This is a genomic window from Roseofilum sp. Guam, assembly GCF_017746735.1.
GTDB lineage: Bacteria > Cyanobacteriota > Cyanobacteriia > Cyanobacteriales > Desertifilaceae > Roseofilum > Roseofilum reptotaenium.
The window spans coordinates 18603-34112 of the sequence record NZ_JAGHZN010000052.1; the positions used below are offsets into that span (position 1 = coordinate 18603).

The following is a 15510-nucleotide window of genomic DNA, read 5'->3' on the forward strand; positions in this document are numbered from 1 at the left end:
TGACGCAAAATAAATAAAATCAGTTAAACAAGGCAAGAAAAGATCTAAAAACTGCACTATAGAAATTACTTTCTAAGGGACGGAAGAGTTCAAATGCTTTGCCTGGAGTTCCCATGAACGGTCGTAGTGTCCAACCCAGTTGACTACCAATAATACCATATAAGAATAACCAGCCTAAGAGGATTCTGTGGCGAATTTCATAGCCAATGTCATCGGCTTTCATCAATTGTTTCATCCCTTCATAAAAGAACTGAATACCGAAAAATCCAGTGACTCCTAAAATGAGGACGTTGAGAAGCAGATAAAAGTGATAGTCGGGGATACTTAACAGGAAGAAAACGGTGATGGGAGCAAAGCCACAAAGTAAAATACTAATCAATCCCATGGCACTCATGAGTAAACAGAGGTACTGTTCGGGATTGCATTTAGAGCCAAATAAGACATTAAATAGATAGAGCGTAGGGAAACAAATAATTAAGGTGAGTAGATATAGAGCAGGTAGTTTGATGGCTGAAACTAAGGACTGATACCAATGACCATAGGCTCCCATGATCAATCCATAAAAAGCAAAAAATATGGAGCTAGAAATGAATAAGCCAGTAATTTTAGATTTGATTTTAATGCCTTTGTAAATTTCCTCCATGAATGAGTTTCGCTCCCGTAGCATCTGCATGACGATGGCAAAATAATTCATGACTATTGACTCCTGAAGTGATATATTATAATAGAATGACTTCAAAAGTAATCCTTAAGTTCCCATTTTCCATTTTAAGCTGAATTTTGGGGATTCATATTCAAGTTATGAAATATTTAATCTTATTTAAGATCTTAGGGATAGTGGGTATCTGTGCGCTAGAGCAAGGTTCAGGAAGAATATTAGGTACAGATGGGGCGATCGCGTTTGAGCCAGCGGACATCGAAGCGATGGGTCGCCTTATTGCCCAACCCGTACAGCCTCTGCGTAGTGTTCCCCCAGGAATTCCACCGACTCAACAATTATCAGAACATACCAGAGCAGTGAAAGCCGTTGCGGTCAGTGCCAATGGTCGCCTCATTGCTAGTGCTGGGGAAGAGAATCAAATTTATCTGTGGGATTTGTGGGAAAACCGGTCTAGTGGACTGCTTAGAGGTCATACAGAAGCCGTGTTAGCGTTGGCCATGAGTCCACGGGGTAAGTTAATGGTTAGTGCAGGTTTAGACCGCACTATTAAAGTGTGGAATACTCAAACTAGGCAAGAAATTACCACGTTTAGGGGACATCGCAATGGTATTTTAGCCCTAGCGGTGAGTCCCGATGGACGAATTTTAGCCAGTGGTGGCTTAGATCGGACTATTCATTTATGGAATCTGGAAACGGGAAAGGCGATCGGAATTTTAGAGGGTCATGAAGATTGGGTACAAGCATTAACATTTACTCCTGATGGCCATACGTTAATTAGTGGCAGTGCGGATGCAACCATTCGGTTTTGGAATCTGTACACGGGTGAGGAAAAACAGGTTTTGGAGTCTCCAACAGGTGGGGTTTTAGCATTAGCTCTGAGTGAAGATGGAAGGATTTTGGCTAGTAGTGGCTTTGAAGAGGCGATCGCCGTTTGGAATGTGCCTAGGGGAGTAGTAGAAACCCTATTAACCGGTCATCGCATGGGGGTTTTGTCCCTCAAGTTTAGTCCCACAGGGAATATTTTAGCCAGTGGTAGTGATGATGGGACGGTGAAGTTGTGGAATATGGATACTCGATCTCAAATGCAGACCTTTTCGGGTCATAAAACGGGAGTAAGCGCGATCGCCTTTACCCCAGATCGTCGCTCCTTAATTAGTGGGGGAGATGATAGCTTAGTCAATCTCTGGAATCTCGATACTCGCCTATTTCCCGACAATTTTACCCCCCATGACGATACGATTTCTGCTCTCGGATTTACGGGGACAGGAGATTTATTAATTAGTGGCAGTTTAGATCAAAGTGTGAAGATTTGGCCCGTTACTGAACAGGATAATTCCTCTCCTCTACATACCGTTTCGAGTCATGAAACTTCGGTTTGGTCTCTAGCCATCAGTCCTATTCAACCGGTGATTGCCAGTGGTAGTTTTGATGGCAAAATCAAGCTGTGGAATTTAGTTACGGGACGGTTAATTGAGACCCTCACGGCCCATCAGGGAGGAGTGTATGGGATGGCTATTAGTGCCGATAGTCAACTGTTGGTCAGTGGAGGAGACGATCGCACCGTCAAATTATGGGATCTGCAAACAGGAGCATTGTTGAAAACCCTAGGCGGCCCCAGACAAACGATTTATACGGTAACGTTAAGTGGCGATCGCCGTTGGTTAGCCTGTGGTAGTGCCGATGGTATGGTTCACTTGTGGGATTTAAGTCGCTTAGAATTAGTCTCCAGTTTTCCAGCTCATCGGGGTGCAGTATACGGGTTAGCACTGACCAGAGATGGTAAATTGTTAGCATCAGGAGGAGAGGATGGTCAGGTGCGGGTGTGGGATTTGCGACTAGTGGAACAGGAAAAGCGAGAGATTCCCACCAGTCGTCGTCTACAAAAAAATGGCTCTCAGGTGCGATCGCTCGCTATTACTCAAGATGCCAGATATCTGGTTACCGGGTCAAGTACCGGAGAGGTCAAGGTTTGGAACCTGGTGAACGGTGAGTTACTGCATACCTTAAGGGGTCATACTGGAGGCATTTCAGCACTCTCTATTCACCCAAATAATCGCACTGTAGCAACGGGCAGCACCGATCAAACTATCCGTCTATGGGACTTAATCGCAGGTAAATCCGAGCAAGTTTGGCGCTAGGGGATCATAATAGAGGTTAGGTTTATTTTTACTGAGGAGTGTGCGATCGTGAACAGTCAATCTTTAGCTCACTATATTGAAGCCACCGATGGCATCTCAAAACCCTGGTTACTGCTCCAGTTGCGGTTAAAAAAGTTGCAAGAGCGTCGCCAAGAACTTGCGCCCGAAGAATACATGCAACAATTGACCGAAATTCACCAAGATTTAATGAAACTTGGCGAATGGTGGAAAGGAATCGAAGATCAAGTTTTTTAGCGTTGAGGGAAACCCTGACCCTGCTCGAAGAGAGAATCAAATCTCAATTATGAATGACCCTCCTTCATCCTAATGATCCTCATGATTTCCTCTGAAAATCTCTGGGAGGCTCCTGTAGGACCGATTCGATTTTGACCGTTTTCAATACAAGTTTGCAAATAAGACTCATCCCTAAGAATATGCAGAATTTTTGCGGCTGCTTCTGCTAAAATAGCAGGAGTCGCTGGCCCCGTCCCCACGGTGGTAATGGATGGCCCTAAAAGCCGCATTTGGGCTTCAGCAAATCGATAGGTAAATTGGGGGCCTTTACCGGCAATTTGGACAATGGGTTTACCTAATCCGACCGCTTGTTCTACGGCGGTTCCTGCCATGCCAATCACCAGATTACACTGATGGAGAATGTCGGGGAAAGCATCGAAATGATAGTGAACTGTGGTCTGGTTTTTGGTAAGTTTTCCGGGTGTATAGTCCCAGCCTTCTTGAGTTGCTAGTGCTTGTAATTGCGTCTGGTGAATATGGGGAACTAAGGCCGCTTGAAATTGTAGGGGTTGCTGGGATGAGAGTATTTCACACAAGCGCAATTGTAGGGTAAAGTTTTCTAAGGCTTCGGGAAGACGACTGCCAGGGAAAAGGGCAATCATGGGTTGATTGGGGTGTAGATTTAAGGGTTTTCCGGTTGGCGTGAGAGTGTCCATAAACGGACAACCAATAAATGTGGTTTTGGGGAATCCTTGTTGCTGTAAATCCCTGGCAGTAAAGGCATCGCGGGTATAAATTTTTTGGCATTGCGGCGATCGCAAACACTGCGCCGTTAACCATGGTAACTTAACCTTACCCTCATAGTAACTAGAGGTCGAGACCACAAACGCTAGATAAGGACGACCCGTTAACTGCGCTAAAGCAATGGGTACAATATCCCCAACCGCCACTAACAGGTCACACTGCCGACTATAGCGCTGAACCGCCCGAATTTGCCGCCAGGTTAACCCAATCAAACCTGAAAATAGGTCTTTAATTAGATAAAGCGGATTCATATACCATATTCCGCCAGAAGGAAGGGTGCGCGTCGGGCCAATAATGGGCACACCTAAACCGCGATAGGCTCCCCCTGCACCCACGAAAGGCATTGCCCCAACCTTCATCTGGGGATAAGACTCTTGCAAAGCCTTGACTATTAAACTGCCATTGAGGTCTTCCCCATGACCATTACTGAGGAACAGTAGGGATGAGTGATGCATAATATAAGGCTTCGCGCTAGAACAAGGCTTTCATTTTAGCACTCGGCGATCGGGTATAATCTCCTTGTCAAAACGCAACGAGAAAGGGAGATCATGCCTAGCCAAAATCAATTAACCCGCGACCAAATTCAACGGCCTCAACTGAATCTCTTGGCAAGAATGGAAGTAGAGGGAAAAGAGATCGCTGATATCAAAGATGACGACCTTTACGATGCGATTGAAAATATCGCCCGCAATGAGCCTGTTCACACTTTACTGGAAATTGGATCTTTTACGGGGCAAGGCAGTACGAAAGCCTTCGTTACGGGGCTGCTAGAAAATCCTTGTAAGCCGCATCTATTTTGCATTGAAGCAGTTGACAATCTGTTTTTTGAGTTAGACAAACGCTACAGAGACTATCCACAAGTTCACTGTTACCATGGGTCTACGGTTGCAGCAGAGGATTTCCCTTCTCCCGATAGAGTAAGCATTTTTTATGAGAATTATCCTCAAGCTTTGGAACAGCCCTCAGTTGAAATACTCTTAGAATGGTTAGAGCAAGATCGGAATTACATTAAGGTTAACGATATTACTCCCCACATTATTTCTATAATCCAACAAGAATACAAAATCGAACATTTTGATGTGGTTTTAATTGATGGCTCTGAATTTACTGGCGAGATAGAGCTAAAACAAGTTTACGGTGCTAAGATCATTATTTTGGATGACATCAACACTTTTAAAAACCATAATAACTATCATCGTTTAACAGCAGATCCAGGCTATTTTGCCATGACTTATAATCCCTCTCTAAGAAATGGTTATGCTATTTTTTATCGAATGGACAATGTATCTTCATAAAAGCTGGAAATATCGATAATGTTCTGCCCTACCCTAGGATAAACTTACATTTTACAAGATGCACCAGATTTGCGATTCAACCTAGACAGCTTCTACGTGCAGCCGACTATCGTTTAGGATTAATTTAAAAACGAGATGTTCTGATGAGAGCATTTGCCTCCTTAAGTCATCTGGAATATAATCCATTGTTTTTAATCGTGCCTTTAAATCTAGGAAACTGTGACAACCCACTGTGGCAAATTCTCTGCTTTCGATAGCATCCTTGGCAAGTCGAAGAGTAAAATCATTTTCTGAGTGATCGTGAATAAAATCGCAGCTTTTTAAATGTCTGGATATAACTCGTTCGGGATGAAATTTCATAGCAAAGTGATAGTAAATCACATATTCAGAAGCCGCATTCCACTTCTCAAACTTTACATTGTCTATAAATACTTGCCAAAATTCTTTTTGATGAGTGTTTTCAACCTTAAAAAAGAGTTTCTTGACAATATCTCGGTTCAGTAAAACATGATGGTGCATACCACTAAATGGGTTAACTGGATGCCAACCCGGAATCAACCGTTTGGCAAAATCAATATGACTGTGTTGATATTCTTCTGGATAATTCTGGGTGTTGAGTAACCACTGAAAAGGATATCCATAAGAAAAAATTGCCTGATTGCGATCAGTTAAAAACATCAAATCTTGACTCACAAAGAAGTCAGAATCTAAAATTAAAGTATGGGGTTGTAAGTCAGGAATAACTTCAAAGACATAGAATTTCAAGAGCTGCTGATAGTACCAAGAACTATTGTTGTATTGACTTTTTTGATGTTGCAAACGCTCTTTAATATCGTCAAGACTAAATGGATAAGTTGCTTCATCAATCCAGTGAATACAGCGATGGACTAGAATGTTTTTTTTGCAGTTCTCTTGGCAGGCAATAATATAAATCCTATCGATTGGGGTTAGGGAATGGGCTAAAACTCCTTCTATACATATCGGAAGTTTTACCCTATCTTTCGCAGCAACAGGAATAACAACATCAATTTTTGATAGCATAAGCTAAAAAACCTGAGTTCGGGATCAGCAAAGAAGGATGGAGTAAGCTGAACTCAGAGAGTGACAACAGGTTTGAATCTAAGGTTAAGCTTGACTTTGAGAATTTAAGCTAGCAAAAAAAATCAGCGGTTTTTTGGGCAAGTAATCCTCTAACCTGATATTATCGTGATGCGATCGCGAAGCGAAACGGAGTTTTATCGCGACCTTTCAGTTGATGTTTTCAGCAAAATACCATCGAAAAAAGTTGCTATAGCGACCTTTGAGCTGCCTTGTCACCCCTTGAGATAGAGTCTAGCTAATTATCTCACACTAATTTATGGATTCTGTACAATTTATGGATTCTGTACCGGGTTTTCCCTTGTCCCTTTTGCTTGCCCCTCGCCTACAACCTTAACTTGTTACCGATTACCAATTACCTATCACCAGCGCGTAGCGCCATAAAAAGGGCGGGTATTGCCTAAAGCCTTCCCGCCACCTGGTCACCAAGGAGAAACCATACAGTCATGACGAGTGACTTAGACCGCAAGTTCCCAACTGGGACAAAAATCTGTCTGAAGAGCGTTAAGTGTTAATAATCATTTGCCTAGGAAATGCGAATCTATATCAATTCTTCACGGGCAGCGCTAGCGTAAAAGTAGTTCCTTCTCCGAGTTGAGAGGTAAATTTCAGGGTTCCTTGATGTTTATCTTCAATAATTTGCCGGGAAATTGCCAATCCTAGTCCTGTACCTTTATTAATCCCTTTAGTTGTAAACAAATAATCAAAGACTTTCTGTTGAATTTCGGGTTTCATGCCGGCTCCATTATCTTGGATATCAATTTTGACTTGATTGTTATTGGTATCACAACTTGTGGTAATCAGAATTTCATTCGGCTGATTTTGAATTTCCTCATAAGTTTTTCCTTGACTAGAATCTTCTAGGGCATCAATCGCATTCGCTAACAGATTCATAAACACTTGATTCAATTGGCCGGGATAGCAAGCAATAAGGGGTAACTCTCCATAGCTTTTAGTAATTTTAATTTCTGGTCGATAATCTTTCGCTTTCAGGCGATGCCTGAGAATCATAAGGGTACTATCAATTCCATCATGACAGTTAAAAGAGACTTTTTGATCGCTATCGGCACGGGAAAAGGTACGCATGGACTGACTAATAGAAGTAATGCGATTGGTTCCTTCTTCCATCGATTTGAGCAATTTGGGAAAATCTTCCTGTAAATAGTCAAATTCAATTGCATCTAATTCATCAAGAATTTCATCACCGGGTTCAGGATATTTTTCTTGATAGAGTTGAATGAGTTGAATTAAGTCTTGGGCATAACTTTTGGCTTCCGCAATATTGCCCGCAATAAACCCGACTGGATTATTGATTTCATGGACAATGCCGGCTACCAGTTGACCCAAAGACGACATTTTTTCTGTCAAGACTAATTGAGATTGAGCTTTTTTGAGTTCTGCGGTTCGCTCTTCCACTTTTTGTTCCAATGATGCATTTACACTGGCCAGTTCTTGAGTGAGAGATTGTAACTGCAAATGAAGATTGATTCTCGCTAAAACTTCTTCTTGTTGAAATGGCTTTGTGATGTAATCAACGGCCCCAGAACTGAGTCCTTTGACTTTATTATTTGCATCTGCCAGGGCGGTCATAAAAATAATTGGAATGGTATTAAGATTGGGGTCTTTTTTGATGCGATGACAAGTTTCAAAGCCATCGATTCCAGGCATCATAATATCAAGTAAAATTAAATCAGGCTGGATAGAAGCAAGTTTTTCTAAGGCATTTAAGCCATCTTTGGCGACCAATACCTTAAATCCTTCTTCTTTAAGAAAGTTAAATAAAACTTTGATATTAGTAGGATTGTCATCAACAACCAGCAGGGTTTTTTGAGCGCTAGAAGAAGTGTTCATAGGTCAATTAATCCTATAATTTTCGATAAATTGAGTGGCTGATTCAGAGTTTAGAGGTTTTGCAAACAAAAATCCTTGGCCACATTCGCACCCTATGTCTTTGACGATTTTGAGTTGTTCTTTGGTTTCGATGCCTTCGGCAACCAGATCCATACCAAGATGGTGAGCTAAAGAAATGATGGTTTGAATAATTGCCAAACCTTCTGCACTATCCAGACGAGAAATAAAACATCGATCAATTTTTAGCGTGTTTACAGGAAAAGAATGGAGACGACTTAAGGATGAGTATCCTATGCCGAAATCATCAATACAAATTTTAATGCCTTGATGATGAATTTCTTGTAAAAATTTTGTGGGCATTCCTTCATTTTCTAAAAAGGCGCTTTCGGTAACTTCTAGTTTGAGTTGATGGGGTAAAATCTCATGTTGACGACAGATGGTAATAATAGTGGTGAGAAGATGGAAGTTTTGTAATTGCAAGGGGGAGAGATTGACATTAATGACCAAATTTTGGGTCTGTGGAAATTGTTTGTGCCACTGTTGGAGTTGTTGACAGGCTAAGGTAAGCGCAATAAATCCTAATTCTTCAATACATCCTGTTTCTTCAGCTAAGTCAATAAAGTATCCGGGGGAAATGAGTCCTCGTTGAGGATGTTGCCAACGAATTAAGGCTTCAAAACCGACGAGTTGATGATTATCGAGGGCAATAATCGGTTGATAATGTAACTCAAATTGATGATTTTGGATGGCTAGCGGTAATTCAGCTTCCAGTTGAATGCGTTCTAAGGCACGAGATTGGAGATGGGGATTGAGGATGCAATAACCGCTTTTCCCGGCTCGTTTGGCTTCTGACATGACAATATCTGCATCGCGCAGAATGTCGGTCATTTGTCGATAGCCAAGGATGGATGGAATAATTCCTATGCGAGCATGGAGGGAAATGGGATAGTGACCGATGGTAATGGGTAATTGCAAATGCTCTAAGATCCGATTAGCGATCGCCTCCACATCCGTATTTTCGCAGATTTGCAGTACTAATAAGAACTTATCACCCCCTAAGCGTGCTACCTGTCCTTGTCCCCGCCAACATCCAAGCAATCGCTCTGCCACCTCTTTCAACACTTGATCCCCAATGCGATGTCCCAAATGATCGTTAACTCGCTTAAAATGCCCTAAATCTAGGAAAAAAATTCCATAGTTGATCTGAGAATGACTAGAAACATCATCTAACAATGTCGATAAATATTGAGTGACCCATAACCGGTTATATAATCCCGTTAGATGATCGTGAGAAGCTTCATAACTGAGTTGTTCTTCCCTGGCTTGTAATTTCTCTAAGGCTGATGAGAGTTGCTCAGTACGCTCTAATACACGGTTTTCTAAATCTTCATTCAGATGTTTTAATTTCGTTTCAGCTAATAGTCTGGCTTGGACTTCTTTATGAAGTTGCTTATTTTTTTCTCGTAAGTTTTGAGTTAAAGAGCGTAACTTAAGATGTAATTGAATTCGGCTTAAGACTTCTTCTTGATAGAAAGGTTTGGTAATGTAGTCCACAGCACCAAGTTTTAATCCCTTCACTTTATCTTCATTTTCGGATAAAGCAGTCATAAAAATCACTGGTATCTCCTGAGTGTTGGGATTCGATTGAAGCTGACGACAGACCTCAAACCCACTTAATTCTGGCATCATCACATCCAGTAAGATTAAATCTGGATAGGTTTGATTCACTTTGTCTAAGGCATTTTTGCCATCTGTCGCCACTAATACCCTAAACCCTGATTTTTTCAGTAAGTTGAATAGCACCCTAAGATTGTTGGTATTATCATCAACAATGAGAATCAGTCCAGATTGGGTTGTCTTGATTAGGTTGACCATATCTGTGTATTGTGATCCAATCGCTTGTATACCTGACTGGTTGCTTCATCAATCTGTATATCTTCTGTGTAAACTGAAGGGATTGATACCATTTCGCTATGAAGCTGCAACTGATCAATCCTTGAGTAGCAAGGGTTTAGAGCCAATCATGAAGCGCATCTTTACATAGAAATGGTATGAGATCACCTCTCAAGCCTAGATAATTAAGACCCCCTAGATTGACCCATACACTGATCCAGCAACTGACGAACAGATGTAAATTAGCATAGCGCTTTTGAGGTTGAAGGAAAAGACTCTTTAATTAATATACTCCACTGGGCTAAAGCGGAGTACATTCTCCAAATATTACTGCGACTGGATTTCTGATTCAACGAGTTCGCTTAAATTAAATGCCTTGCGGTATTTAAACCAGAGACTCTCTCTCCTCAGACGTTTCCTCTATTTCAGAACCCTGTTCCCGAATGCCCTTCGGTACAGTTAACACCTAAAATCCTTAGTTCCTCTCGTACTTGATGGTTAAAGTTTTTTCTTCTCAAGCCTTCCTGAGAAGAACTGCATAACTTCGGTTTTCAAGGTGCTTTGCCTTTGAGTCACTATTTTTTTAGGTGGTTGATCACCCTTTTTATGTCTATAATTGTAACATAAAAGCCGATCTGGAAGGAAGTTGCTCTAAACCTAATTTCCCTGACAAATCTATATTTTTACCATAACTGAAAACCTAAAAAGAAGTAACTCACCTTGATTGTAGCACTATTGTTTGTCGTTAACTCGAAAGTTCTCCAGTTGGCTAGACTCTTAACACCGTTTGTGGGACCCAATGAAATTCATATTAAATTAACGTTAAACTTTTATCCAAAAACCAGCCATGAGCTATTACCAATCCGTCAGTTTATCCCTCATCTCTGGAGGGCTATTAACCATTTATAGCATAGGTTTGAGCGTTTTTTTGCCTGCACAAGCGACTCCCTTAGAAGCTGAAACTGTTCAGTTTGAACAGATAATAGAATCCGTCCCCTTGTCCTTGGCAATCACCGATGTTGTCCAACTGGTAGTTGAAAATAACACAGAAGTCAAAAATGCCTATCTCGATCGCATTGCTCAACGTCAAGATCTGGCCGTTGCTGAAGATAAATTTAACCCCAATCTTACCCCTCGTATTTTACTCAATGCTCGTCGAGGATCAACTGGCCCCATTATTACTCAAAGTGAAGGGTTAGATATCGGTGCCGCCCTGAATACTCAGTTTCCCATCGGTACTGAAATCACCCTTGACTGGAGAACTGTGCGTCGTTTAGAGCGACAATTTGCTTCCACTACTCCGTTGGATCAAAGGGCATTAAATCATCAGGTTCAACTACAATTGAGACAGCCCTTATTACGACGTTCAGGAGTCGAAGTTAATCAAGCTTCGGTTGAGCGTGCCCGCTTAACCAATCGAGTGCAGATTTTACAAGTGAAATCCACATTAATCGATCGAGTGACTGATTCTATTTTGCGTTACCGTACACTCTTTCAACGTCAACAACAACTGGAAATTGCCCAATTAACCCTAGCAAACTCTCGTCGTCGTCTGGAAGTGACAGAAGCTTTAATTGAGGCAGGAAAACTACCTCCAGTAGAACGGATTCAAGGAGCTGCAGATGTAGCCAATCAAGAATTGAGTGTTTTAAATGCTAAAAATGCCCTGGACGAAGCTCGATTAGACTTATTGAATTTATTAGAACTCGATCGAGATTTAGCGATCGCTGCTCAAGCTCCCACACTCCAAGATCAACCGATATTAGAAGCCGAACAGTTATTGCCCGTAGCCCTAGAAAACAATCCCACTTACTTACAGGCTCAATTGACTCAGAAAATTGCCAACTATACTTTAATTGAAGCCGCCGACGATCGTCGTTGGAACTTGGATTTAGAAGCGGATTATAATTTTCAACCCAGTAATTTGGTTCAGACTCGATCGGATCTAACTCTAGGGTTAACTTTGAGTAAAATCTGGGGAGATTTGCAGCCCGAACAGCGCTTCCAACAAAGCCAAGTGAATGTGACAAAAGCTGAAAACACCCTAGGTCAAATCTATTCAAGCTTGAATATTGACTTGAATAATCTGATCCGTGAGATTCAACTGACCTGGAAAGAGGTACAGCAATCTCGATCCAGGACTCAATTGGTGGCAGAGCAATTAGCAGCGGAAGAAGAGAAGCTCAGTCTGGGTCTTGACAATACCTCGCTAACTGATATTATTAACTTTCAAAATCAATTAGCCCAAGCCCAACAAAATGAATTAGGGGTTTTAATCGAGTATCTAAATGCCTTAACTCAGTTAGATCGGAGTCTGGGAATCACCCTAGAGAAGTGGAATTTAAACCTGGAAATTGAGTAATCTCTCATAGGATTTCAGGGCAAATCTTTCCCCTCTCCCTGAATAGGAGTCATAAAGTTTCAATCTAAGTCTGTGCGATTGTCAATCCCAGGGAGAAGTGATAGGATAAACACACAGACAAGAATCTAGACTTTACCCTATTCTCAATTACGGAACTGTCTAGTTCCACCCGTCATGTCCACTGAAGTGCAAGTTAATAAAAATCAATCATCAGATTCCGTCGAAACGTTCTGAAGTGTAAGCCTAATTTAGGAAAAGAGGGATTTCAGAATGGAGAGATGCGAGAGGGAGAACCAGCGATGAATCGTCTATTCAATCAGATTATAAGCCTGAAATTTAAAGCCAGTTATTTGATCATTAATGATCGCTTCTTAATAACGGGTGCTGATGACAATATTGGCGATATTCTTCCTCAAATGACTCTAGCTCTCGGTGTCGATGTGAGAGAAATATTCCCGTTTTTAAGCTCTGTTCATTTAGGAGAATTGATCGAGAATCAATCGGTAGAGAGAGAAGGAAATTTAGAAGGAGTTGACCTAAAGGTAACGTTGAGGGCTAATTGGGAAGAAGAACGCCCAACGTCTCAATACTTAGTGTTGATTGAAGATCGGACTCAATTCTATAAGGAGCAGGAGGAACGGCAGAAACAAGCCGAAGGAGATCGCCTCTTGCGAGGGATGATGGAGATTATTCGTCAATCTGTCGGCCTAGAAGAAATTCTGCAATCGACAGTTGATCGAGTACAAACCCTATTGGCCATAGACCGAGCCTTCATCTACTATTTCAATCCGGATTGGAGCGGTACAGTCGTCGTCGAAGCACTCCATTCTAGCTGTCATTCTATCCTGGATCAGCCCATTGAACAGTGTTACACCAAAGATCAAGTCACCTTCTATCAACAAGGAAAATTCAGCCAAATTGACAATTTAGAAACGGCTGAACTTCGAGATAAAGACCGCAAATACCTGAGTCAACTTCAGGTGCGATCGCAACTAGTCTTTCCCATTCAACTGGGAATCCCCTTAACTATCCCGATCCAAAATACCCCCTTTCCATCCAATCAGTCTAATTTACCGATCGCCTCCCATCACTACCACCTGTGCGATACCTATCTCTGGGGACTCCTAATCGTCCATCAATGCCATCAGCCTCGAAACTGGCAACCCTGGGAAACCCAACTGCTCAAAGACATGAGCAGCCAACTGAGCATCGCCATTCAACAGTCCCAGCTCTACGAACAACTCAAAGAAGCCAATCAAGAACTCAAACAACTGTCTGCTTCCGATAGCCTCACCCAACTCTTCAACCGTCGCCGTTTCGACCAAGTGCTACAAAAAGAATGGCGAAGACTCGCCAGGGAGCGATCGCCTCTCGGTCTAATTCTTTGTGATATTGACTACTTTAGACTCTACAACGAAGCCTATGGTTACCTCAGTGGTGACTTTTGTTTACAACTGCTTGCTGATGCTGTGCGCCAAGCTCTCAAACGTCCCGCTGACTTAGTCGCTCGGTATGGGCCAGAAGAATTTGCCGTCCTTCTCCCCCATACCGACCTATCGGGAAGTTTTCATGTCGCCCATATGATTCAAAACAACGTCATCAACCTAGACCTAGAACACAAAACCTCTCCCGTTGCTTCCACTGTTACCCTCAGTATCGGAGTTGCCGCTCTAGTTCCCCATGTTGATACCCAACCCCAATTTCTACTCGAACTCACTCGTTATGTTCTTGACCAAGCCAAACGCAACGGTCATAACCAAATTGTGGTCGCCAATTCCTCCGTCCTGCTCGACTTTTAACCATAACCGGTAAACTAGAATAAAGATTGACTTAACTTCTGAAAATCTCCCTATGCTCAAGCGCTCTTCCGTAGACAGCCAAGAATTAATTTGTCGTGCTGAGGAACTCATTAATGCCGCATCCAACCGCTATCGCATTACCGTACAAGTAGCCCATCGTGCCCAACGTCGCCGCTACGAAGAATTTGATAGCCTTGACGATCCCAAAATGAAACCCGTCATTCGAGCGGTAATTGAAATGTCTGATGAGTTAACCCAACCCGAAATCATTGGTGAATGAAACAAAGGCGTTTTTTTCTCATTGGTTTAAGTTCACTAGGGCTGATGGCTTTATCCTTCATGCCCTTAAAGTCAGTTTCTCCACCCGTGGCTCTTGCCCAGTCTCGCATTCGCCCCAGGGATCTGTGGCGTTTAGTGTATGAACAACTCCCAGACTTTCCCCTAGAAAATCATTACGTTAGCCAACTTCAGGGAGAAGCCAAGCCTGATAATACCTTAGTTGAGAGATTGATTCGTTATCATCTCTATGTCAAAGGTCGCACCCCCCAATATCGCCTAGATTGGAAGTTAACCCTAGCTGATTATTTGGGAGCTAATGAGGTGATGTACGAAGGAGTTTATCCCGGTTCAGATTTGCTCAGAGATAATCCATTAGAGGGAGACCGCCAAGCGATCCAAAATTTGACGCGATCGCAACGAAACGCTTTAATTGATGTCCTAGTTGGCATTTATAATCCCCAAAACAACCGTGATTAAACAAGGCTCTCAATGGCGAGTCGGCTGGAAACCCGAACAGATCGAGTATCCCGCCTTGCTTGGTGGTGCAGATTGGGCGATCGAACTAAAGGCTACAGAACTGCAAGAATTCCAGCGCCTCCTACAACAATTGATCCATAGCCTAGAGCAAATCGCCCCCGAACTCATGGAAGAAGAAAAAATCACCTGTGAGGCCGAAGGGAACTTTTTGTGGATGGAAGTTGAAGGATATTCCCACAGCTTTAGCCTCCATTTCATCCTCAATACCGGTCGTCGAGCCGAAGGAACCTGGCCGGCTGCAGTGACTCCAGAAGTCATTCAAGCTTTAAATACGTTAGAGGGGTTTTAATTTTCAAAATCCTGTGTTATGATAGAAATCTGTGACCGGGGCGTAGCGCAGCTTGGTAGCGCACCACTTTGGGGTAGTGGGGGTCGTGGGTTCAAATCCCGCCGCTCCGATTGTATTGAAACGAATAATGGACGGGGTTTTCACCCACAACACCCACTACCCCAAGTGGTGGGGCTGCCTAAAATCTGCCTAAAACCACCATAACACCTCCAAAAGTAAGGGGCAAGAAATAGGTCAAATGGGTTAGATAGTAATTAGAGTTTTCTATAG

Annotated in this window: 13 protein-coding genes and 1 tRNA gene; 9 read left to right on the top strand and 5 right to left on the bottom strand. The window is 42.4% G+C overall.

Translation table 11 applies throughout. The features are described 5' to 3' along the window. Window positions 1-19 precede the first annotated feature (19 nt). Window positions 20-694 carry a hypothetical protein gene (locus tag J7529_RS19070; RefSeq protein ID WP_318730293.1) on the bottom strand — a complete coding sequence of 225 codons (675 nt, stop codon included), beginning with the start codon at window positions 692-694 and terminating at the stop codon, window positions 20-22. Window positions 695-801: 107 nt separating this feature from the next. Here J7529_RS19070 and J7529_RS19075 point away from each other — a divergent pair, with 107 nt between their 5' ends. Both J7529_RS19075 and J7529_RS19080 read left to right on the top strand, forming a co-directional pair. After that, window positions 802-2799 carry a WD40 repeat domain-containing protein gene (locus J7529_RS19075; RefSeq protein ID WP_318730294.1) on the top strand — a complete coding sequence of 666 codons (1998 nt, stop codon included), beginning with the start codon at window positions 802-804 and terminating at the stop codon, window positions 2797-2799. A gap of 48 nt (window positions 2800-2847) precedes the next feature. Beyond that, entirely contained in the window at window positions 2848-3054 is a 207-nt protein-coding gene (locus J7529_RS19080) for a hypothetical protein (RefSeq protein WP_271944310.1), read from the top strand. Between the two features lie 47 nt (window positions 3055-3101). On the opposite strand, the gene J7529_RS19085 is transcribed toward J7529_RS19080, so the two are convergent. After that, window positions 3102-4292, bottom strand: coding sequence for a lipid-A-disaccharide synthase-related protein (locus J7529_RS19085; RefSeq protein WP_318730295.1), 1191 nt, complete (start codon window positions 4290-4292; stop codon window positions 3102-3104). A gap of 93 nt (window positions 4293-4385) precedes the next feature. On the opposite strand from J7529_RS19085, the gene J7529_RS19090 reads away from it, so the two are divergent. Then, window positions 4386-5132, top strand: coding sequence for a hypothetical protein (locus J7529_RS19090; RefSeq protein WP_318730296.1), 747 nt, complete (start codon window positions 4386-4388; stop codon window positions 5130-5132). A gap of 81 nt (window positions 5133-5213) precedes the next feature. On the opposite strand, the gene J7529_RS19095 is transcribed toward J7529_RS19090, so the two are convergent. The 3 genes from J7529_RS19095 to J7529_RS19105 form a co-directional block, all read right to left on the bottom strand. After that, entirely contained in the window at window positions 5214-6173 is a 960-nt protein-coding gene (locus tag J7529_RS19095) for a DUF6492 family protein (protein ID WP_318730297.1), read from the bottom strand. A gap of 603 nt (window positions 6174-6776) precedes the next feature. Beyond that, window positions 6777-8081, bottom strand: coding sequence for a response regulator (locus tag J7529_RS19100; protein ID WP_318730298.1), 1305 nt, complete (start codon window positions 8079-8081; stop codon window positions 6777-6779). 3 nt (window positions 8082-8084) lie between these two features. Continuing rightward, window positions 8085-9956, bottom strand: coding sequence for an EAL domain-containing protein (locus J7529_RS19105; protein ID WP_318730299.1), 1872 nt, complete (start codon window positions 9954-9956; stop codon window positions 8085-8087). Window positions 9957-10821: 865 nt separating this feature from the next. Here J7529_RS19105 and J7529_RS19110 point away from each other — a divergent pair. The 6 genes from J7529_RS19110 (at window position 10822) to J7529_RS19135 (ending at window position 15350) form a co-directional block, all read left to right on the top strand. Further along, a complete protein-coding gene (locus tag J7529_RS19110; protein WP_318730300.1) occupies window positions 10822-12336 on the top strand; it encodes a TolC family protein in 1515 nt (504 codons plus the stop codon). Window positions 12337-12635: 299 nt separating this feature from the next. Further along, window positions 12636-14135, top strand: a complete 1500-nt coding sequence (locus J7529_RS19115) for a diguanylate cyclase domain-containing protein (protein WP_318730301.1) — start codon at window positions 12636-12638, stop codon at window positions 14133-14135. A gap of 52 nt (window positions 14136-14187) precedes the next feature. Then, window positions 14188-14415: a DNA-directed RNA polymerase subunit omega gene (locus tag J7529_RS19120; protein WP_271944325.1), complete on the top strand. Its 228-nt coding sequence runs from the start codon at window positions 14188-14190 to the stop codon at window positions 14413-14415. A 44-nt stretch (window positions 14416-14459) separates the two neighbouring features. After that, on the top strand, window positions 14460-14891 hold the full coding sequence (locus J7529_RS19125) for a hypothetical protein (protein ID WP_278003195.1): 432 nt from the start codon (window positions 14460-14462) through the stop codon (window positions 14889-14891). Further along, window positions 14884-15240: a DUF1818 family protein gene (locus J7529_RS19130; protein WP_318730302.1), complete on the top strand. Its 357-nt coding sequence runs from the start codon at window positions 14884-14886 to the stop codon at window positions 15238-15240. Before J7529_RS19125 ends, J7529_RS19130 begins: the two co-directional genes overlap by 8 nt. Window positions 15241-15276: 36 nt before the next feature. After that, window positions 15277-15350: transfer RNA gene (locus tag J7529_RS19135), tRNA-Pro, on the top strand. Window positions 15351-15510: the final 160 nt, after the last annotated feature.

Coding starts and splice junctions, on each gene's coding strand:
- J7529_RS19070 (WP_318730293.1), bottom strand. CDS start 694: ATGAATTATTTTGCCATCGTCATGCAGATGCTACGGGAGCGAAACTCA.
- J7529_RS19075 (WP_318730294.1), top strand. CDS start 802: ATGAAATATTTAATCTTATTTAAGATCTTAGGGATAGTGGGTATCTGT.
- J7529_RS19085 (WP_318730295.1), bottom strand. CDS start 4,292: ATGCATCACTCATCCCTACTGTTCCTCAGTAATGGTCATGGGGAAGAC.
- J7529_RS19090 (WP_318730296.1), top strand. CDS start 4,386: ATGCCTAGCCAAAATCAATTAACCCGCGACCAAATTCAACGGCCTCAA.
- J7529_RS19095 (WP_318730297.1), bottom strand. CDS start 6,173: ATGCTATCAAAAATTGATGTTGTTATTCCTGTTGCTGCGAAAGATAGG.
- J7529_RS19100 (WP_318730298.1), bottom strand. CDS start 8,081: ATGAACACTTCTTCTAGCGCTCAAAAAACCCTGCTGGTTGTTGATGAC.
- J7529_RS19105 (WP_318730299.1), bottom strand. CDS start 9,956: ATGGTCAACCTAATCAAGACAACCCAATCTGGACTGATTCTCATTGTT.
- J7529_RS19110 (WP_318730300.1), top strand. CDS start 10,822: ATGAGCTATTACCAATCCGTCAGTTTATCCCTCATCTCTGGAGGGCTA.
- J7529_RS19115 (WP_318730301.1), top strand. CDS start 12,636: ATGAATCGTCTATTCAATCAGATTATAAGCCTGAAATTTAAAGCCAGT.
- J7529_RS19120 (WP_271944325.1), top strand. CDS start 14,188: ATGCTCAAGCGCTCTTCCGTAGACAGCCAAGAATTAATTTGTCGTGCT.
- J7529_RS19125 (WP_278003195.1), top strand. CDS start 14,460: ATGGCTTTATCCTTCATGCCCTTAAAGTCAGTTTCTCCACCCGTGGCT.